Below are 20,953 nucleotides of genomic sequence, written 5' to 3' on the forward strand. Positions count from 1 at the left end.
CCTTACTCTCCCCCTGTAGCTAGTGCCATAATAGACTCTTGTGATGCCTCATCTTTCCCTAAAATGCCGCCGATTTTTCCTTCATGAATGACAAGAACTCGATCACTCATCCCTAAAACTTCCGGAAGCTCAGATGATACCATAATAACGGCATCGCCTTGCTCTGTAAGCTTATTCATGATAGAGTAAATTTCTTTTTTCGCTCCAACATCTACACCTCTTGTTGGCTCATCTAAAATAAGTAATTGCGGATGAATGCCTAGCCATTTTGCGATTACAATCTTTTGCTGATTTCCACCAGAAAGAGATTTCACTGTCTGCTCCCCGCTAGATGCTTTCACATTAAGAAGCTTCATCATATCTTCTGTAAACTGCTGTTCTAGCTCGTTACTTAGAACACTTCCCTTTGAAAGACTTTCTAAATTCGGTAAAGCTAAATTTTCTCGAATTGAAAAATCTAACACTAACCCTTCAGACTTTCTATCTTCTGTAATGAAAGCAATTCTTTGTCTAATTGCATCTATTGGACTATCAATTTTTACCTCTTGTCCATTTATAAAAATTTGTCCAGAATCTAAAGGTTCATAACCAAATATCGCTTTCATAATATCAGTGCGTCCAGCCCCCATCAAACCAGCTACACCAAGGATTTCACCTTTTCTTACTTGAAACGAAACATTTTCAAATTTTCCTTTTTTCGTTCCGTTACGCATTTCAAAAATGACATCACCAATTTGACTATTTCGCTCTGGGTAACGTTCACCAATGCTGCGCCCCACCATCATACTCACTACTTCATCAAATGACGTTTCTGGAATTAATCTCTTTCCGACGTATTCTCCATCACGCAAAATCGTAATGGCATCACATATTGAGAAAATCTCTTCCATACGATGCGAAATGTACACGAATGAAACACCTTCTTTACGTAACTTATTGATTACTGTAAAGAGCGTTTCGATTTCACGATCCGTCAGTGCCGCAGTAGGTTCATCCATAATAATAACGCTCGCGTTTGTCATTAACGCTTTCGCAATTTCGATAATTTGCTGTTGTCCAACCGATAGTTCCTCTGCTAACATAGCGCCTCTTACATGCAATCCTAGCTCTGCTAGTTGCTGCTGCGCAATCGCGTTCATTTGTCGAGTGCGTAAAATACCTGTTTTCCCATACATTAACTCTTTACCGAGAAACATATTTTCAGCTACTGTTAAATTCGGCAATATGTTTAGTTCTTGATGTATAAATGCTATGCCGTACTCTTCAGCTTCTTTCGCATTTTTAAAGGTACGCTCCTGCCCATCAATCGTGATTGTCCCACCATCTTTTTTGTATACACCTGTTAAAATCTTCATGAGCGTTGATTTACCCGCTCCATTTTCCCCCATCAATGCATGGACTTCTCCTGTTTCAATCATAAACTGTGCATTCTTCAAAACAGGATTACCATTGAACGCCTTTGAAATGTTTTTCATTTCAATATGCATTCCCATCACTTCCCTTTATTAAAAAATCACGCCTGCATGTAAAATTACATTTGCATAAGGCGTAGCCTCGCCTGTACGAATAATCGCCTTCGCTTTCTTTGTATGCTCTTTAAATTGTTCGTGAGATACATACTCAAATGCTGGCTCTATTAATTTCTGCTCTATTTCTTTATTTACTTCCGCATTATTTATAATGACTTCTTCTGCTAACGTCACTTTTTCGATTGCCATATCATCAGCTACAACTTGTAACACCTCTAAAAAACTCGGTTTTCCAATCTCAACAGCTAAATCAATTCGTTTTACTCCATCCGGAATCGGTAATCCGCAATCAGCAATTACAACCGTATCTGTATGCCCAAGTGAAGCAAGGACTGCCGCGATTTCACTGTTTAATACACCATGCTTTTTCATCCAACAATCACCTGCACTTCACGTACTCGATCTCTCGTTGGCATACCGCCCTGTGCTCCAAGTTTCGTTACAGAAAGACCACCGGCAATATTCGCGAAGCGAATTGCTTTTTGAAGTGTCTCTCCTTCAGAAAGTGCAACTGCTAACGCACCATTAAATGTATCACCAGCTCCAGTTGTATCCACTACATCAACAGCAATGCTAGGAACATGTACAATCTCCTTGCCATTATAGAAACGAACACCGTTAGAACCTTCTGTCATCAATAGTTTATTTGGATATTTAGCCAGTAAATCTTCAATTGGTGATGTAAAATCATTTAATACGATGCGGCACTCATGTTCATTTGGCGTAATATAAGTTGCTTTTTCTAAAATTTCTTCTGATAAAACTTGTGCTGGCGCTGGATTCAACATAACAGGAATATTATGCTCCTCACAAATAGCCAATACATATTTTACTGTTTCAAGTGGAATTTCTAGTTGAAGAACAACCATATCCGCTTTTACAAGAAGGTCTTTGGAGCAATCTACAACTGACTTATTTACAAGAGCATTTGCACCTTGTACGACAACAATACTGTTATCTTCTTCTGCTAAAACGATATGAGCAATTCCTGTCGTTCTATCTGTAACCGGTACCACATAATCGATAAAAATGCGTTCGTTCTCTAAATTTTTTCTAACTACTGTTCCATAATCATCATTTCCTACAGCTCCAACCATTGCTACATTTGCTCCTAACCTAGCTGCAGCAACTGCTTGGTTTGCCCCTTTCCCTCCTGGGATTGTATGAAACGCTTCACCAATTACTGTTTCTCCTGCTTTCGGCCGTTTTTTTGAAACAGCCACTAAGTCCATTGAAATGCTTCCTACTACTGCAATATTTGGCATCTGTTTCATCTCCTTACTTCGTTGTATTTCGTTCTATAATTTCAATCGGCAAACGATAGTGTTTCTCTTCTAATGTATTTCCTTCCATTTGCTCTAACAACAACTCTGTTGCAATTTTTCCCATTTCATATATCGGTTGTGCAACTGTTGTAATAGATGGATACATCATTTCTGTTAAAGAAATTCCATCAAATCCGATAATTTGTAAATCATCTGGAATGGCAATCCCCTTTTGAAGTGCGGCCTTTACAATACCAATCGCAATTAAATCATTCCCAGCAACAATACCATCAATATGCGGGTATTCTTCTAATAATTCCATCGCTACACGCTCACTATTTGCTGGATCAAACGTACTCTCTGCAATCATATACGAAAGATTATTTTGCGTAATAACGTCTACAAAACCTTCAAAACGTTCATTTGCAGTACTCACATCACGTGGACCGCGAATATGTGCAATATGTTTACATCCTTTATCTAGTAACAACTTTGTCGCAGCCTGACTTCCTGCATAGTTATCTGCATATACAGTAGGAATACGCTCATTAAACATACGGTCAATCGCAACAACCGGGACAGATAAATTCATGTAATTAACACTATTTTGTGGATTCGTTGCTACAATAAATCCATCTACATTATTTTGTCTAAGTACATCAATGTATTGTTTCTCTTTTTCTAAACTTTCATCAGAGTTACAAAGGACAACTGTGTAACCTTGTTTATGTGCTACATCTTCTACGGCACGTGCAACTTCTGGAAAGAACGGATTCACGATATTTGGAACAACTAAGCCAATTAAACGAGACTTTTTATTATACAGTGAACGCGCTACTGTACTAGGCTTATAATCTAACATCTCAATTGCACGCTCTACCTTTTTTAATGTATCTTCGTGAACATATCCATTTTTATTTAAAACTCTGGAAACGGTCGCAACAGATACTCCCGCTAATTTCGCAACGTCTTTAATCGTACTCATTCTCTTTTCTCCTCATTTCATGTAACCGTTTACAGAAAATAATATAACGTATTTCTAAAAATACGTCAATCATTTCTCACTAAAAAGCTTTTAAGGTTATACTCAAAAAAGCACCGCCATAAGGCGATGCTTCTTCATTACGAGTATGATACAGTTTTTTCTTTTTCTTCTACAGCAGGCTCTTCAGCATCTTTTTTACGATCTGATAGTTTAATTTTTTGTAAGAAAATCGTAAAGATGGCACCTACTACGATAAATACTAATCCTGTTAAGAATACAGTATGAAGCGAGTCTACTAAAGAGTTTTTCAAAATAGGTACAATGCTGTTAGCAAACGCTTCTGGCATTTGTTTTAATGCCTCTGGGCTAAATAGCATCGAATATAAACCTTGTGGATCTGTGTGAATCATATCTTTAAATTTCGTTACCATTTGTCCCGCTTCTTTCGGGAATGTATCTAATACAGGTACTAATTTATTTGTTAACGTTGTACCTGAAGTGTTATTCATAATTGACCCTAAAATTGTAATACCAAATGTTCCACCAATTTGACGGAAGAACTGACTTGATGACGTTACGACACCAAGGTCTTTTTTCGGGAAGCTTTCTTGTAACGCTAATGTTAATGTCGGCATTACAAGACCCATTCCTAAACCGATAACCATCATATAAGAAGTAGCTGTAAGCTTCGTTGTGTGCATATCCATCGTTGTTAATAACCAGAAACCACCGGCCATAATAAGCATACCTGCGATAATTTGTGGTTTTACACCAACTTTTAGTACAAGTTGCCCACCGATAATACTCATTACAATCATTGTAATCATCATTGGAGTCATAATTGTTCCTGATTCAGCAGCACTTACTCCTACAATACCTTGCATGAAGAATGGTACAAACATAATCGCGCCGAACATTCCAATACTCATAAAGAATCCAATCGCATTCAGTATTGTAAATGTGCGATTTTTAAAGAAATGCATTGGTAAAATCGGCTCTTCAGCTTTCGTTTCAACAATAACAAAGCTAACGATACCAATTACAGCTAGTGCAAATAAACCGATAATTTGCCAAGAATCCCATGCATAATCTTTTCCGCCAAACGTTAGCGCAAGTAATAAACTTACAACACCTAGAATCATCGTAAAGATTCCAGCGATATCAATTTTAATTGGTCCTGTTTGTTTATGTGATTTTAATCCCATTGCAATAAAGATTGTTGCTAAAATACCAACCGGTAAGTTAATGTAGAATACCCATCTCCAGTTCACTGCATCTACAATCCAACCACCAACTTGTGGTCCAATTACAGAAGCAAGACCGTATAACGCACCAAAAATACCTTGCCATTTCGCACGTTCTTTTCCCGTGAACATATCTCCAATAATAATCATAGCCATTGGCATCATAATACCGCCACCAAGACCTTGAATACCACGGAAAATAATTAATTCTGTCATACCATTCGCCATACCACATAACGCCGAACCAATCATGAAAATAACTAGCCCTGTTATATATACGTTACGACGACCAAGTAAATCCGCTAATTTACCTGCAATTGGTACAACTGTCGTTGATGTTAACATATATGCCGTTGTTAACCATGTCATTAAACTTAATCCGCCTAGGTCACCGACGATACGTGGCATTGCTGTACCAACAATTGTTCCATCTAATGCAGCAAATAGCATCGCGATTACTAAACCGATTAACAACAACTTTCTATTTTGATTTTCTTGTTGCTCCATGTAATCTCCTCAATTCCTCTTAGTTATTCTCTTTTTTCTCTTGTGTCCCGCAAATAATGGTTTCTAACTTCTCAAAGAGACGTAATAAATCTTCTCTTTCTTGCAACTCTAAATGTGAAAAGTATTTTGCAATATGCTCGTTGCGAGCTGTCATTGCCTCTTCTACTCTAGCTTTCCCCTTTTTCGTTAACTCGATGATGACAACACGACGGTCATCTTTGTCGTGATAGCGTTCTACAAGTTCTTGATCGATTAGACGATCAATCATCACTGTAATCGCGCTAGGCTTCACATACATCTTTTTTGCTAATGTTGTCGCTCTTGAAGCCCCATAATGATCTAAAATCTTTAAAATATAAAACTGCGGTGGTGTAAGTCCTGTTGCTTGCATTTGTTCTAATAACTCCGTCTGCATTTTCTTTCCAATCGAAAAGGCAAGAGCTTGAATTTTATCGATATGCGTCATATCATTTGGCATGTTATCCACCTCTTATTTAAACAATAAAATATTTAACGTATTTAAATATTAATCCCGCGAACAAAATCCGTCAATACTTTTATTCATAAAAACGTTTACATTTTTGTCACAAAGTTGTATAATTTTCGACGAAGTTAATATTGACAGTCACGGAGAAACGGAGTACACGGCTATGAATCATAAAAAAGGAAACTTTTTTATATTTCATGGCCTTTTTATATTCTCTGTCTTAAAACGCTTCGAATTAATTAGGGGAGGATTTTCATTTTATGTTTTTCACACAATTATTTAAACCTGCGCCCCACGCAGAACGCTTACCAGCTGATCGCGTTGATAGCGAATACCGTAAATTACGTTTACAAGTATTCTTAGGTATCTTCATCGGTTATGCAGGCTACTACTTTGTTCGAAAAAACTTTTCACTAGCAATGCCATACTTAATCGAGCAAGGCTTTAGTAAAGGGGAACTTGGGGTTATCCTTTCAGCAGTATCTATCGCTTACGGATTAAGTAAATTCTTGATGGGTATCGTATCCGATCGTTGTAATCCTCGCTACTTTTTAGCAGCTGGGCTATTTTTATCAGGTATCATTAATATTATTTTCGGCTCATTTTCTTTCATTACAACGAGCATTATACTTATGTTTGTACTTCAGTTTTTAAATGGATGGGTACAAGGTATGGGCTGGCCTCCTTGTGGCCGTACGATGGTTCACTGGTTCTCTATTAGCGAACGTGGTACAAAAATGTCTATTTGGAACGTCGCTCATAATGTCGGCGGCGCGCTTATGCCTTCTCTTGTAACATTAGGCTTATACTTCTTCGCAGATGACTGGAAAAGTATTTTTTACTTCCCAGGTATTCTTTCAATTTTAGTTGGTATTTATGTATTAATTACAATGAAAGATACGCCTCAATCTTGTGGACTACCTTCTATTGAAGAGCATACTGGAGAATATCCACCAGATGAGAAAATAAAAGATCGCGAACGCGAACTTTCGGCAAAAGAAATTTTATTTAAATACGTACTAAACAATAAGTTTTTATGGTACATCGCTATTGCGAACGTTTTCGTATATTTCGTACGTTACGGCGTTGTAGACTGGGCTCCTACTTATTTAGTAGAAGAAAAAAGCTTTACTCATAGTAGCTCACGTACTGCTTACGCTCTATATGAATGGGCTGGTATTCCAGGTACACTTCTTTGCGGATGGATGAGTGATAAACTATTTAAAGGACGTCGTGCACCTGCTGGTATTTTATTTATGGTTGGTGTATTTATCGCAGTTCTTGTTTACTGGTTAAACCCTCCTGGTAATCCAATGGTTGATAGTATCGCACTTGTCGCAATTGGATTTTTAATTTACGGACCGGTTATGCTAATTGGTCTACACGCTCTTGACTTAGCACCAAAGAAAGCTGCTGGAACAGCAGCAGGCTTAACTGGATTCTTCGGTTACTTAGGCGGAGCTGCTTTCGCTAGTGCCGCTATGGGCTTTATCGTAGATGCATTCGGATGGGATGGCGGATTCATCTTATTACTTGCATCTTGCATACTTGCAATGTTCTTCCTTGCCCTTACTTTAAATACAGGGTCAACAAAACAAAAGCAAGCTTAAGTACAAATATTATACTTATCAAAAAAAGAGAGACCATTCTTTCCAGAATGCCTCTCTTTTTTCTACATATAAATCTTTTTTCTTACAAAAGATTTATTTTCCTCTCATATATATGTTAGCGCTTCCAAATCACTTCAATACCTAATACAACTGCATTCCACTTTTATATAAAAAGATTTTTGAATATTTTTTCAACTTATCCTTGTCAAACATTGTCAATTTATATTAAAATAACAACATACAAAATATTTAGTCTTTTCAGAAAAGATGGAGGGATAGCCATGAAGAATCCACTTCTTCGTATTGAAAACTTGCAAACTTCCTTTCGCATACAAGATCAATATCATGCAGCAGTTGATAACGTTTCGTTAACTGTCCATGAAAATGAGATTGTCGCGATAGTTGGTGAATCAGGTTGCGGAAAAAGTGCACTTGCCCTTTCTATTATGCGACTGCATAATGAAGCAAATACAAAATTACAAGGGCAGCTTTACTATAGAGATAAGGACTTACTAAGCATGTCAACCGCCGAAATAAACAAAGTACGCGGTTCAAATATCGGAATGATTTTCCAAGAACCTCTTACAGCACTCGATCCTCTTATGACAGTTGGAAAACAAATTGAAGAAAACTTAGACTACCATACAAGTCTTTCGAAAGCAGAAAAGAAAGAACGCACTTTAGAACTACTCCATCAAGTTGGTATTCCAAAACCAGAACTTACATATAAACAATACCCACACGAATTATCTGGCGGAATGAGACAAAGAATTGTTATCGCAATTGCAATTGCTTGTAAGCCAGGGCTCATTATTGCAGATGAGCCAACAACTGCACTTGACGTAACCATTCAAGCGCAAATTTTAGATTTATTACGTTCCATTCAAGAACAAACGAAAATGGGCATCATCTTAATTACACACGATTTAAGCGTCGTGGCCGAAACCGCTGATCGTATCGTCGTTATGTATGCAGGACAAGTTGTAGAAACAGGAACAGTCGAAGAGATTTTTAATAACCCTCTTCATCCATATACTCGTTCCTTATTAAATTCAATCCCGTCTACATCTGCTGAAAAAGAAAAATTACATGTTATTCAAGGCGTTGTACCGACATTAGCTAAGTTACCTCGCACAGGTTGTCGATTCCAAGCACGGATTCCATGGATTAGACCTGATCAACATGAAGAAAATCCCGTTTTACATGAAGTAAAACAAGACCATTGGGTACGTTGCACTTGCTACAAACACTTCAACTTCCAACATAAGAAAGGAGATGACGTAACTCATGGCACTGCTTAAAGTAGAAGATTTAAAAGTACATTTTCCAATTAAAGGTGGTGTTTTCGGTCGTACATTAGATTACGTTCGCGCTGTTGATGGCGTAAGCTTCGAACTACAACCTGGCGAAACATACGGAATCGTTGGGGAATCTGGGAGCGGCAAATCAACAACTGGAAAAGCAATTATGCACTTAACAAAAGCGACAGGCGGTAGTATTCATTTTAATAATAGAGATTTAACAAAATTAAGTCGCTCAGAACTAAGAGAACAACGAAAAGATATTCAGATGATTTTTCAAGATCCTTATTCATCCTTAAACCCGAAGAAACGTGTTATGGATATTATCGCTGAACCACTTCGAAATTTTGAGAAACTCTCACCTGATGAAGAGCGTAGAGCTGTTCAAGATTATCTTGATAAAGTTGGCTTAAATCCTGAGTCTATGTATAAATACCCACATGAATTTTCCGGTGGACAAAGACAGCGGATTGGTATTGCACGCGCACTTACATTAAAACCGAAGCTTATTATCGCGGACGAACCTGTATCTGCACTTGACGTGTCGGTACAAGCTCAAGTTTTAAACTTCTTACAAGATTTACAATCTGAACTCGGACTAACATACCTATTTATTAGTCATGATTTAGGTGTAATTCGCCATATGTGTGACCGTATCGGTGTTATGTATCGCGGACGCATTGTGGAAGAAGCAACTAGTGCTGAAATTTATAATAATCCACAGCACATCTATACGAAGCGCCTAATATCAGCTATTCCTGATATTCGTCCAGAAAACCGCGAGCAACAACGTAAATTGCGTCGTGAGGTAAGCGTTGAGTATGAGAAATCATACGAAAATTATTTCAATGAAAATGGTCGTGCTTACGATTTAAAACCAATCTCGCCAACACACCGGGTGGCATTACCTTAAGGGAGTGATAAAACATGTGGAAATTTATATTACGCCGGGTTTTAGTTATGATACCGCAATTATTCATATTAAGCGTACTCGTCTTTACACTGGCTAAGGCAATGCCAGGTGATGCATTAAGTGGCGCTGAACTAGCAAACCCAAAAGCCGATCCAAAAGTGCTCGAAGAACAACGTGAAAAACTAGGTTTAAACGATCCTATTCCCACTCAATATGTAAGGTGGATTTCAAATGCTGTACAAGGGGATTTCGGTATTTCTTACGCACATAAAATAAAAGTAACAGATATTATCGGGGAACGTCTTGGCAATACAATACTGTTAGCTCTTCTTATTCTTATTCTTACTTACTTAATTGCTATTCCACTTGGAGTTATAAGTGGACGTTGGAATGATACGTGGGCTGATCGAATCATTACGCTCTATAACTTTTTAGGATTCGGTACACCACTATTTATTTTCGGATTAGTAATGTTATTCTTATTCGGCTTTTTATATCCAATTTTCCCTACGAGTGGTAGCGTTGATCCACAAGTTGTAACAGGATCATTTGATTACTATTTAAGTAAATTCAATCATATGATTTTACCAGCTTTATCTGGGGCATTAATTGGAACTGTAGGAACTGTACAATATTTACGAAGTGAAATTATCGATACGAAACATAAAGATTTTGTACGCACAGTAAAAGCAAAAGGTGTACCAGAATCTAAAGTATATTCCAGACATATTTTAAGAAATTCATTTTTACCAATTGCAGCATTTTTAGGATATGAAATTACAGGTTTAGTTGGAGGATCTATTATTCTAGAAAATATTTTCGGCTATCCAGGAATTGGACAACTATTTTTCCAATCTATCACTCAACGTGATTTCAGTGTCGTAACTGCTCTTGTATTATTTACTGGATTCGCAACGCTACTCGGGACTCTTCTTTCCGATATTATTCTAAGCATCGTTGATCCACGTATTCGTATTGATTAATGGAGGTGAAGAAACGTTATGTTAGCAAATCCTGAAAAACAAACTGAAGTCATTCATTACGAAAAGAGTCCCTCTGGTTTCTCCATTATGTGGCGAGAATTTCGTAAAGATAAACTAGCAATGTTTTCTCTATTCTTTTTAGCTTTAATATTAATAGCCGTTTACGCAACTTCATTTATTATGAAGCAAGAAGATATCGTCCGAGTCGATTTGTTCGCTATTTATGACCCTCCTTCTGCTGAACATTGGTTAGGAACTGATTATGGAGGCCGTGATATTTTCGGACAATTAATTATTGGTACACGTAACTCCTTTACAGTTGGTTTAGCCATCACTCTTTTAGCAACCCTTATCGGTCTTACGACGGGACTAATTGCTGGCTATTTTGGCGGAGTTGTCGATAACATCATTATGCGTTTTATCGACTTCATGATGATTTTACCATTCTTAATGATTGTTATCGTGTTTATCTCACTCGTTCCAACTTTCAATATTACAACTTTTATTCTCATAATGACGGCTTTCTTATGGGTCGGAAAAGCAAGGCTTATACGCTCTAAAGTATTGACTGAGAAAGAACTTGATTACGTATCTGCATCAAAAACGTTAGGAACACCAAATTGGAAAATAATCTTCCAGCAAATATTACCTAATTTAAGTTCTATTATCATCGTAAATATTACATTAAATCTTGCTGGTAACATCGGGATCGAATCTAGTTTAACTTACTTAGGCTTCGGTCTACCAGAAAGCACACCGAGTCTTGGTACACTTGTAAGTTACGCAACAAATCCAGATGTATTGCAAGAAAAATGGTGGATTTGGTTACCCGCATCAATCATGATTTTAGTGCTGATGCTGTGTATAAATTTTATTGGTCAAGCGTTAAAGCGTGCGGCTGATGCGAGACAAAGAAAAGGATAAGGGGTGGAGAAGTTATGAACAAACCAAAACTTTACAAAGTATTAAGTACACTTGCTGCTTCAACATTATTACTATCTGCATGTGGGGGTGCTGATAGCAGTAGTAAAAAAGCAAACACAAAAAAAGTAGAAACAAATAAATTTAGTGCTACTGTAAAAAATGACAGTAAAGAAATTAAAGACGGATCATTAACTTATGGACTCGTTTCAAATTCACCTTTCGCTGGTGTTTTAAGTAGAGTATTGTATGAAGTTGCTCCAGATTCAGAGATTATGGATTTCTTTGATGAACAATTATTAGCTACAGATAAAAACTGGGAAATTACAAATGACGGTGCTGCAACTTATACAATTTCTGAAGATAAAAAAACAATTACAATTAAGATTAAAGATAATGTAAAATGGCACGATGGTAACCCTTTAACCGCTGAGGATTTAGAATATTCTTACTTAATTATTGGTAATAGTAAATATACAGGTATCCGTTACGATACACAAATGCAAATGATTGAAGGTATGGAAGAATATCACACTGGAAAAGCTGACAAAATTTCCGGTATTAAAGTAGTCGATCCAAAAACAATTTCCATTACTTATAAAGAAGTAAACCCTTCATTGAAAACTGGTATTTGGACATATCCTACACCTAAAAAATATTTAGGCGATGTACCAATTGAAAAACTAGCTGAATCTGATAAAATCCGTCAAAATCCAATCGGGTTCGGTCCATTTAAAGTGAAGAAAATCGTTCCTGGTGAATCAGTTGAGTATGAGCGCTTTGATGATTACTGGGGTGGCAAACCTAAGCTGAAAAATGTAACATTAAAAGTTGTAAATCCATCTATTGTTAGTGCATCTCTGAAAAAAGGTGATATTGATATTGCATCAATTACTGCTGACCAATATCCGAACGTAAGTAAATTAAAAAACACACAACTAATTGGTAAAACTGACCTTGCTTACACTTATATCGGATTTAAGTTCGGACATATGGACAAAGCAAAGAATGAAGCTGTAATGGATAACGATAAATTCAAAGACGTTCGTTTACGTCAAGCGATGGCATATGCAATTGATAGAGAAAAATTAGGAGAAAAAGTATATCACGGACTTCGTGTTCCAGCTAACTCTCCAATTCCACCATCTATGCCAAAGTACCATAATAACAATGTTGGCGCATATAACTTAGATGTAGATAAAGCGAAACAACTATTAGATGAAGCTGGCTATAAAGACAAGAATGGTGATGGATTCCGTGAGGATCCAAAAGGTAATGAACTTAAAATTAACTTCCTAGCTAGTAACGGTAGTGAAACAAGTGAACCACTCGCAAAATTCTATATTCAATCTTGGAAAGATATCGGCTTAAAAGTAGAACTTGTTGATGGACGCTTACACGAATTTAATGCTATGCGTGATATGATTAAAAAAGATGATCCGAAGGTTGATATTTTCTCTGGTGCTTGGAACACTGGCTCTGACCCTGATCTTTCTGGCCTATGGGGCAAAAATGCCGGATTCAACTACCAACGCTGGGTAAATGATGAAAATACGAAGTTATTAGACGCAGGATTATCAGAAAAAGCTACTGATGAAAAATATCGTAAAGAAGTATACGATAAATGGCAAAAATTAATTCATGACGAAGCACCGATGATTCCAATTCATTACACATTCGATTTAACAGGTGTTAATAAGCGCGTGAAAGATTTTAATGTCAACACTGAAGTGAATCAAATTACTTCAAAATGGAAAGACGTTACTGTAACAAGCGAAAAGCCAGAAGTAGAAAAGTAATCATAAAAATAGCTCTTAGCATCCATATACATGCTAAGAGCTATTTTTTATTTACAATCCTTTTCTTACTATTTATAACAACCAATTCCTTCCCTACTCTAATATTAAAAGATTTGATGAAATACCTTTATTAAAACAGCTAACGTAACAGATGCAGCAAATCCTCCTAGACAAATTAAGCTTACCCCTTGACTATATGACAAATTTTGAAATGATTTCATTGCTTCCATCCTCCCTATCTCCCCTTTGATACTTTTATTTTACCAATGGGAAAAATTTCATAACATCGATTTCTCTAACAACTAACTTACAAATTTGTAAGTTAACATCTTTTCAACTTATATATCTAGTATTTCCACAAATAAGAGTCATTTATACATAAAAAAGACCTCAGTTATACTAAGGTCTTTAGTTACATTCTATTTCATTTTATAATCATCACCGGACATTTCACTCGTTTTGCTATTTTATGACTGACACTACCAAGCACCATTTCTTGCAGTGTGTTTAGCCCTCTGCTTCCAGCGATAACAAGATCTATATCTCCTGTATTTACATATTGAACAATTGTATCTCCAGGATCACCATGTAATATCGTAATTGTATAAGAAATGTTCTCTTTCTTTAATAAACCTTCAATCTCTTTTAATTTATCTTTTCGACTAGCTGATATTGTTTCTAAGTCTGTTTGACCTTGTATAATATCTGATTTTGCCGTTCTATTATCTACTACGTACACAACTTCAACATTTGTTTCTTCGCTACATTTCGCAATATATGTTGCATGTTCCGCTGCTCGAAGTGCATGTTCAGAACCGTCACACGCTAATATAATTTGTTTGTACATATGCTGAATCCCCTTTTCGTTATCCTACTCGTATTATATAATAAAGCCCCCTAAAAAGGAGGCTTTTAACTAGCAATTCTTTTATTATAAGTAGCCAAATTTGCAACAAGTTTTGAGCTACGTTCATTTAATCCTGTTATACTTACTTTCACACCACTTTGCTCATACTTCATGATAACTTTATCAATTGATGCCACTGCTGAATCATCCCATACGTGTGCATGAGTAAAATTCATTTCAATTTCTTTTACATCTTCATTAAATGAAAAATTATTTATGAAATCGGCTGTAGATGCAAAGAAAAGTTGACCGTGAATTTCGTATATTTTCTTATTTTCAATATATAAATGTTTCACGTGAATCTTTGCCATATTGAATGCAAATAACACCGCACTAATTACTGTTCCGATAATTACACCTAATGCTAAATTATGTGTAATTAGGACAATCACAACTGTTACGATCATAACAAATACGTTTCCTTTTGGTACTTTATGAATCGTTGTTACAGAGTTCCAATCAAACGTTCCGATTGAAACCATAATCATAACCGCAACTAAAGCTGCCATTGGAATATGAACGACATAATCTCCTAAAACGAATAGTAATACGATTAAAAATCCACCCGCTACAAATGTTGATAGGCGACCTCGTCCACCTGATTTAATATTAATAACAGATTGTCCAATCATTGCACATCCTGCCATTCCTCCGAAAAATCCAGCAACGATGTTTGCGATCCCTTGTCCGCGTGCCTCTTTATGCTTATTACTTTCTGTATGCGTCATATCATCTAAAACTGAAGCTGTTAATAAAGACTCTAGTAAACCAATGATTGCAAGCATAACTGCATAAGGTAAAATAATCCCTAATGTTTCTAATGTAAATGGCACATCAGGAATACTAAAGAACGGTAATTCTTTCGGCAGGCTTCCCATATCCCCTACTGTTTTCAACTGTAATCCGCTCATAAGTGCAATACTCGTCACAATAATAATTGAAATAAGCGTAGAAGGTACAACCGTTGTAATACGTGGAAATAAATATATAATTGCAAGTCCTAATACAACGAGTGCATACATTTGCCAAGTTGCATTTTTAAAATGCGGTAATTGCGCTGTAAAAACTAAAATTCCAAGTGAATTTAAAAAACCACTCATAACAGATTTCGGAACAAACTTCATAAATGAGCTCAGTTTGAACACGCCAAAAATAATTTGGACGATACCTGTTAATATTGTTGTAGCAAATAAATATTGCAAACCATGATCTTTAACAAGCGTTACCATTAATAATGCCATTGCACCTGTTGCAGCTGAAATCATTCCAGTTCTTCCGCCAACAAATGAAATGGTAACCGCAATACAAAAGGCTGCGTATAGTCCAACTGTCGGATCCACGCCTGCAATAACAGAGAAGGCTATCGCTTCAGGGATTAATGCTAAAGCAACGACAATTCCTGATAACACGTCCCCTCTCACATTAGAAAACCAGTCATTTTTTATCGTTTGAAACAAAATACCACTCCTCTACTCCTTTATAATTTGATTTTCTCCATAAGAAAATCTAGCCGACTGCACGAAAGCTATTATATAACGAGTAGAAGATTTTTTGCTATGTAAAAGTTTCCTAAAAAAGATGTTACCTTCGTAGCTTCTTTTCCTAGAATATCAGGAAGACTTTAAATATACTATCACCTATTGTTGATTTAACGTACAACGATTTCGGATTCTACCGTATGTCAAATGAAGAGAACTTTGTTTGGATGGATGAAAAATGCACATGTAATTCAGCTCATTTAATTGAGTAGTCCAAGGATCAAGATATTAGCTACCAAAGGAATTCATTTACATTTCTATAGATATTTCCACTTCATATGTGAAGTTTAGTTTGGAGGGTTTAGGATTAGAGGAGTTTATGCTAATTTAATGAAATTAGTAAAAGCACTCTTTCGAGTGCTCATTTTATGCAGATACAGTTGCTTTATCCTTACGGAATATGCCCATTAATCCACCGATTAATAATAATACGCCTGGTAATAAGTAAATTATAGAAATACAAATAAATCCACCGATAGCAGCCACAGTCATCATAATACCGCCAACCTTCGCTTTACTTCTTACCATAACAGATCCAACAATTCCTAAGATTGATAGAGCCACAGCTCCCCAACCTAAGCCAATAACAGTATTTGCTCCATCAGCTTCAAAAGCAGCTCCCATACCGCCGATTAATAAAGCAACAAATGCACAAATAATACCAAAAATACCTCCAATAAGACCTAATACAAATTCAGCTGTTCTTTTCATCTTAATCTCTCCTTATTTAGCAACTTCAAATTCAAATTTCACTGATTTCTCGTCAAATGTAAATGTAGGTTTAAATGTACCAACAAACTTATCGCCTTCTGGTACATCAAATAACATTTTGTTTGTAATTTGGTTACCTGGCGCAATATTTTCGTTTATAAACGTATTTTCCCCACCAAAGTACTCTTTGAATTGGTTGCCGTTAGTATCAGCAATTTTTAATTCAGAAGTTCCAAAATATATATCTTTTTTCCCATTATTTTTAGCATTAAAAGCGATTTCTAGTACTTTCCCTTTTTCAGCTTTTACGTATTCGTTAGGCTCAACGAATTTAGCTGAACTGAAAGTAAGTTGTAGGCCATTAACTTCTACCGTATCTCCAATTTTATAAATCTTGCTTTCAGCTTTTTCCTTTTTATCTTTCTTTTCAGCCTGTTTAGGAGCATCGTTTTTACTCACTTCTTTAACTTCAGTTTCACCACAAGCAGCTAAACTAAAAGCAAGTGCACCTGTTAAAGCAATAGTACCCAATTTTTTATACATTTCTTTTCCTCCGATTATGTAAAATGTAAGATTTCCGAAACTATCATAACAGAAACAGTTACAACTTTTTTGTCATATTTTGTCGAGGAAAATAAAAAAAGACGCTATATCAGTAGCATCTTTTCTCATTTCATTAATGTCCACCGTGTCCTTGACCACTTTCCTGAACAATTTCTAACCTCTCATCTAGTATTCCTTGTGTTTCAAATGAAATATCACTCGTACTTCCTAATAAGAAGCCATGATTATATGGTCCAAGTGTTGGATCATCTTTAAACTTCGGCTGAATAGTAGCAAGGAAGTCATACACTGGTTGTGAATCTTTCCCTTCTTCTAACAAGACAACAGGTGCGTGTTTACCCATATGTGAAAAAGGTGCCCCAGCAACTGCTAAATCTGGTGTTTTGCTTGAAACAAATGATAAACCGTGACCAGGTTTTGTGAATCCCCAGCCAAATTTTGTTTTTTCATCTTTAAATTTAGCGAACGCAATCGAGTTTTCTGTAGGGGTCTCTCCACTAATACGCGTTACTTTCCCGTATTTGCTTAACTCTTTTTCTACTTCTTTTGAAACAATTTTTTCTGGCCCTAATACATATATATTTGCTTTATCTTTTCTCATTTTTAATGCCTCTATTGTCGCTTCTGGCACTTTATCCTTTTCTGTATAGAGTAGTGGTTCCGGCATATGAGAAATCCAGTTTACAGCGGGTGTTGTATATAAACGTCCTTCTTCTGCAGACGAACCGATAATAACACTATTTGGGTAGCTTCCTGTTATATCGGCATACTCCTTATCAACATGATTCGCAAATATAGCTGGGTCCGTTTCTTTTATTTGTTTTACTTTATAACCTTTCAATTGTTCAAGCGCGCTAGTACCTACATCTCCCATCACCATAATTTGTGTTCCATCTTTCGTTCCGATTGGATTTAATCGTTTTATTTCTTTTAACGTCATTTCCGGTATCTTTTCTTTTTCTATAAATAAAATCGGCCCGTTATTCGGATGATGAATAAGGTCTGCACTCGCAATACCTAATTGCCACTCGCTTGCTGGTACTAAAATAACAGCACCCGGCTGGTTCTCTTTATGGGTTGCTGGCCATATTGTTTGCGAAGTTAACACTGCCATTTGCAGGGGATCATTTGTATTTAACCTTGTTACATTTTTTAAACTTGTCGTTAATAAATCATTCGATGCCCCTTCGTTCATTTCTTTTGGCGCCGTTACCTCCTGATTCATTTTCATTTCCTTTTGCTCTGTTTTCTTCTCTTTTGTAGATTCATGGTTTTTATGGTCTGTATTCGTTTGTCCACATGCAGCAAGACCAACTGCTGTAATTATTGTTATCCCAAAAATTCGGGTCATTTTTTTCATTATACCGCCTCCGTATTAATCATTTTTGAGCCAATATGATTACCTAAAATGTAATTTCAAATCCACAATAACAAGCAATTCTGAAGAAATTATGCAGACACATCATAATCTGCACCATTTCTTCATGATTTTGCATTACACTTTAAGTAACGATTATAAATATGGAGGGCTCTCTATGATTGATATACTGCTCGTAGACGATGAACCGAGAATGCTTGAATTATTAACGCTTTATCTTACCCCAATTGGATATAACTGCGTATGTGCGACTTCAGGAGAAGAAGCTATTTTACATATAGAAAATCGAAACTTTAAATTTGTTTTACTCGATATTATGATGCCAAAGATGGACGGATGGGAAACGTGCAAAAAAATCCGATCTTTTAGTAACATTCCTATTATTATGGTTACAGCTCGTGATCAAACAGTAGATGTCGTTCAAGGATTAAAACTTGGAGCCGATGATTACGTAACGAAACCTTTCCATGAAGAAGAACTTTTCGCAAGAATTGAAGCCGTTTTAAGACGTACAAATGAACATAAACAAATCCAATATCACGGTATTGTATGGGATGAAACAAAACACTTCGTTTCTGTCCATAATGAAGAACTCCTTCTCACACCAATTGAATTTTCTTTACTCGGATTATTTTTACGCCATGTGAACTACGTATTAAGCCGTGATCAGCTCATCGAACGAATTTGGGGGTTAAACACAAATACAGAAGATCGCACAGTCGATTCACATATTCGTAATTTACGTGATAAATTGCGAAAAGCAAATTTCCCTATTGATCACCATTTAAAAACTGTTTACGGAGTCGGATATCGATGGGTTGATACTCTAGATTAAGGAGCAAAGCAATGAAGCGAATTTCTATTCAGCTCGGATTTTATTTTTTGATTGTTACACTTTTAATCGAAAGTGTTCTATTTGTCTCGCTTTATTATAGCCTTGTCAACAATAGAGTAAATGAAGAAATGACAGCTTTATTAAAGCGCGGAAATAGTCACAGAGATGTCCTTGAAAAGTATTTTGATAAGCAAACAATCTCCCATGTTGCACTAATGGAATCCGAAGCCGAAACTACTGTTGTTATTACAAATGCAAATAAGGAGGTACTAGCTAAATCCAATGAAATAAATACTACTATAAAAAAGCATATTGAAAAGATGCAAACACGGACAGATCATGACGGAGCAATTATAGAGAATCATTGGAAAACATCTAATTATATATGTACAGTTAGCCCCATTGTAGTGGCTGGAAAAACGGAAGGCTACGTATATATGTTTCTCGGGACGGAATCAATCGAGGAAATGGTTAACGGGCTAACAAGACAATTCATTATTGCCGGAGTCATTACGTTTCTACTAACAGCCATCACCATCTTTCTATTATCACGTTTGTTAACAAAACCATTGTTACACATGAAACATGCAACTGAAAAAATGAGTAAAGGCGATTTGTCCGTTTCGTTAACGACTACTCGAAATGATGAAATTGGTGAACTAGCATCATCTATTCAAACGCTTGCTAATGATTTACATTATATGAAAACAGAGCGAAGTGAATTTCTAGCAAGTGTTGCTCATGAATTACGAACACCGTTAACATACGTAAGAGGCTATGCTGACATTGCTTTAAAAGAAACCACATCTCCTGAGCAACGTTTGCGATATTTATCTATTATAAAAGATGAGTCTGATTATATTACGAACTTAGTTCAAGATTTATTTTCACTTGCACGAATGGAACAACATAACTTTTCTATTCGAGTAAAGGAAGTACATTTACACACCCGCCTTACTCGCATAGCCGAAAAAGTAAATGCCATGTATAAAGAAAGATACATTACAGTTTCTTTCTCTTGTCCTCCTACACTGCTAGTAAATTTAGATGACCAGCGATTTGAACAAGTTATAATAAACATTTTAAATAACGCTTATAGACATTCAAAAGAACATTCTCATATAAACATTTCTGTTACAGAAGAACATAAAAATATCTCTATTACAATTGAAGATGAAGGCGAAGGCATTCCTCCTGAAGACCTCCCTCACATCTTCGACCGCTTTTATCGAGTTGATAAAGCAAGATCACGAGCTACAGGTGGAACTGGTTTAGGACTATCTATCGTAAAAGAAATTGTAGAACTACACGGCGGGAATATTGCTGTAACGAGCGAAGTTGATCACGGGTCTTGCTTTATAATTTCATTACCATCTATAAAGAAACACGACTATCATCAGTAGTCGTGTTTCTTTATCCCGCATTAACGGGCAGTAAGACCCCTACATCAAAATTCAGCGGAAGCAAAGAAGTTAG

General features: G+C 36.3%; 20 protein-coding genes. 8 read left to right on the forward strand and 12 right to left on the reverse strand.

The window, feature by feature from the left end; translation table 11 throughout:
• Positions 1-2: 2 nt before the first annotated feature.
• The 6 genes from rbsA to RT27_RS01730 all read right to left on the reverse strand — a co-directional run bounded on the left by rbsA (position 3) and on the right by RT27_RS01730 (position 6,008).
• On the reverse strand, positions 3-1,487 hold the full coding sequence (gene rbsA / locus RT27_RS01705) for a ribose ABC transporter ATP-binding protein RbsA (RefSeq protein WP_029441573.1): 1,485 nt from the start codon (positions 1,485-1,487) through the stop codon (positions 3-5).
• A gap of 18 nt (positions 1,488-1,505) precedes the next feature.
• Positions 1,506-1,901, reverse strand: a complete 396-nt coding sequence (gene rbsD, locus RT27_RS01710) for a D-ribose pyranase (RefSeq protein WP_000716151.1) — start codon at positions 1,899-1,901, stop codon at positions 1,506-1,508.
• Positions 1,898-2,794, reverse strand: a complete 897-nt coding sequence (gene rbsK, locus RT27_RS01715; protein ID WP_043935148.1) for a ribokinase — start codon at positions 2,792-2,794, stop codon at positions 1,898-1,900. The genes rbsD and rbsK overlap by 4 nt, the downstream gene beginning before the upstream one ends.
• 13 nt (positions 2,795-2,807) lie before the next feature.
• Positions 2,808-3,779: a ribose operon transcriptional repressor RbsR gene (gene rbsR / locus RT27_RS01720; protein WP_000104047.1), complete on the reverse strand. Its 972-nt coding sequence runs from the start codon at positions 3,777-3,779 to the stop codon at positions 2,808-2,810.
• A 137-nt stretch (positions 3,780-3,916) separates the two neighbouring features.
• Complete coding sequence (locus tag RT27_RS01725) at positions 3,917-5,530, reverse strand: MDR family MFS transporter (RefSeq protein WP_000437647.1); 1,614 nt, start codon at positions 5,528-5,530, stop codon at positions 3,917-3,919.
• A gap of 19 nt (positions 5,531-5,549) precedes the next feature.
• Complete coding sequence (locus RT27_RS01730; RefSeq protein ID WP_001132365.1) at positions 5,550-6,008, reverse strand: MarR family transcriptional regulator; 459 nt, start codon at positions 6,006-6,008, stop codon at positions 5,550-5,552.
• A 269-nt stretch (positions 6,009-6,277) separates the two neighbouring features.
• Between RT27_RS01730 and glpT the strand changes: the two genes are divergently transcribed.
• From glpT to opp4A, 6 genes are all read left to right on the forward strand, one after another.
• Positions 6,278-7,627, forward strand: coding sequence for a glycerol-3-phosphate transporter (gene glpT / locus RT27_RS01735; RefSeq protein ID WP_000466382.1), 1,350 nt, complete (start codon positions 6,278-6,280; stop codon positions 7,625-7,627).
• 281 nt (positions 7,628-7,908) lie between these two features.
• Positions 7,909-8,928 (forward strand): ABC transporter ATP-binding protein, encoded by a 1,020-nt coding sequence (locus tag RT27_RS01740; RefSeq protein WP_029441571.1) that lies wholly within the window; start codon positions 7,909-7,911, stop codon positions 8,926-8,928.
• The gene (locus tag RT27_RS01745; RefSeq protein WP_043935149.1) at positions 8,915-9,841 is read left to right on the forward strand and encodes an ATP-binding cassette domain-containing protein; all 927 of its coding nucleotides are present in this window, start codon (positions 8,915-8,917) and stop codon (positions 9,839-9,841) included. The genes RT27_RS01740 and RT27_RS01745 overlap by 14 nt, the downstream gene beginning before the upstream one ends.
• 14 nt (positions 9,842-9,855) lie before the next feature.
• Entirely contained in the window at positions 9,856-10,824 is a 969-nt protein-coding gene (gene opp4B / locus RT27_RS01750) for an oligopeptide ABC transporter permease (protein ID WP_029441569.1), read from the forward strand.
• Positions 10,825-10,842: 18 nt separating this feature from the next.
• Positions 10,843-11,748, forward strand: coding sequence for an ABC transporter permease (locus tag RT27_RS01755; RefSeq protein WP_000880730.1), 906 nt, complete (start codon positions 10,843-10,845; stop codon positions 11,746-11,748).
• Between the two features lie 14 nt (positions 11,749-11,762).
• Positions 11,763-13,544 (forward strand): oligopeptide ABC transporter substrate-binding protein, encoded by a 1,782-nt coding sequence (opp4A, locus tag RT27_RS01760; protein WP_043935150.1) that lies wholly within the window; start codon positions 11,763-11,765, stop codon positions 13,542-13,544.
• Between the two features lie 104 nt (positions 13,545-13,648).
• On the opposite strand, the gene RT27_RS32275 is transcribed toward opp4A, so the two are convergent.
• The 6 genes from RT27_RS32275 to RT27_RS01785 all read right to left on the reverse strand — a co-directional run bounded on the left by RT27_RS32275 (position 13,649) and on the right by RT27_RS01785 (position 18,624).
• A complete protein-coding gene (locus tag RT27_RS32275) occupies positions 13,649-13,765 on the reverse strand; it encodes a DUF4027 family protein (protein ID WP_000834733.1) in 117 nt (38 codons plus the stop codon).
• 203 nt (positions 13,766-13,968) lie between these two features.
• The gene (locus RT27_RS01765) at positions 13,969-14,391 is read right to left on the reverse strand and encodes a universal stress protein (protein WP_000277998.1); all 423 of its coding nucleotides are present in this window, start codon (positions 14,389-14,391) and stop codon (positions 13,969-13,971) included.
• A 65-nt stretch (positions 14,392-14,456) separates the two neighbouring features.
• On the reverse strand, positions 14,457-15,908 hold the full coding sequence (locus RT27_RS01770) for a SulP family inorganic anion transporter (RefSeq protein ID WP_029441567.1): 1,452 nt from the start codon (positions 15,906-15,908) through the stop codon (positions 14,457-14,459).
• Between the two features lie 447 nt (positions 15,909-16,355).
• A complete protein-coding gene (locus RT27_RS01775; RefSeq protein WP_000831286.1) occupies positions 16,356-16,700 on the reverse strand; it encodes a DUF4064 domain-containing protein in 345 nt (114 codons plus the stop codon).
• Positions 16,701-16,712: 12 nt separating this feature from the next.
• A complete protein-coding gene (locus tag RT27_RS01780) occupies positions 16,713-17,243 on the reverse strand; it encodes a DUF4352 domain-containing protein (protein ID WP_000277056.1) in 531 nt (176 codons plus the stop codon).
• 133 nt (positions 17,244-17,376) lie between these two features.
• A complete protein-coding gene (locus RT27_RS01785) occupies positions 17,377-18,624 on the reverse strand; it encodes a hypothetical protein (RefSeq protein WP_029441566.1) in 1,248 nt (415 codons plus the stop codon).
• A 175-nt stretch (positions 18,625-18,799) separates the two neighbouring features.
• On the opposite strand from RT27_RS01785, the gene RT27_RS01790 reads away from it, so the two are divergent.
• Entirely contained in the window at positions 18,800-19,477 is a 678-nt protein-coding gene (locus tag RT27_RS01790) for a response regulator transcription factor (protein WP_043935151.1), read from the forward strand.
• An 11-nt stretch (positions 19,478-19,488) separates the two neighbouring features.
• Positions 19,489-20,880: an ATP-binding protein gene (locus RT27_RS01795; protein WP_043935152.1), complete on the forward strand. Its 1,392-nt coding sequence runs from the start codon at positions 19,489-19,491 to the stop codon at positions 20,878-20,880.
• Positions 20,881-20,953: the final 73 nt, after the last annotated feature.

The organism is Bacillus sp. L_1B0_5 (genome assembly GCF_000836715.1).
Classification (GTDB): Bacteria; Bacillota; Bacilli; order Bacillales; family Bacillaceae_G; genus Bacillus_A; species Bacillus_A thuringiensis_S.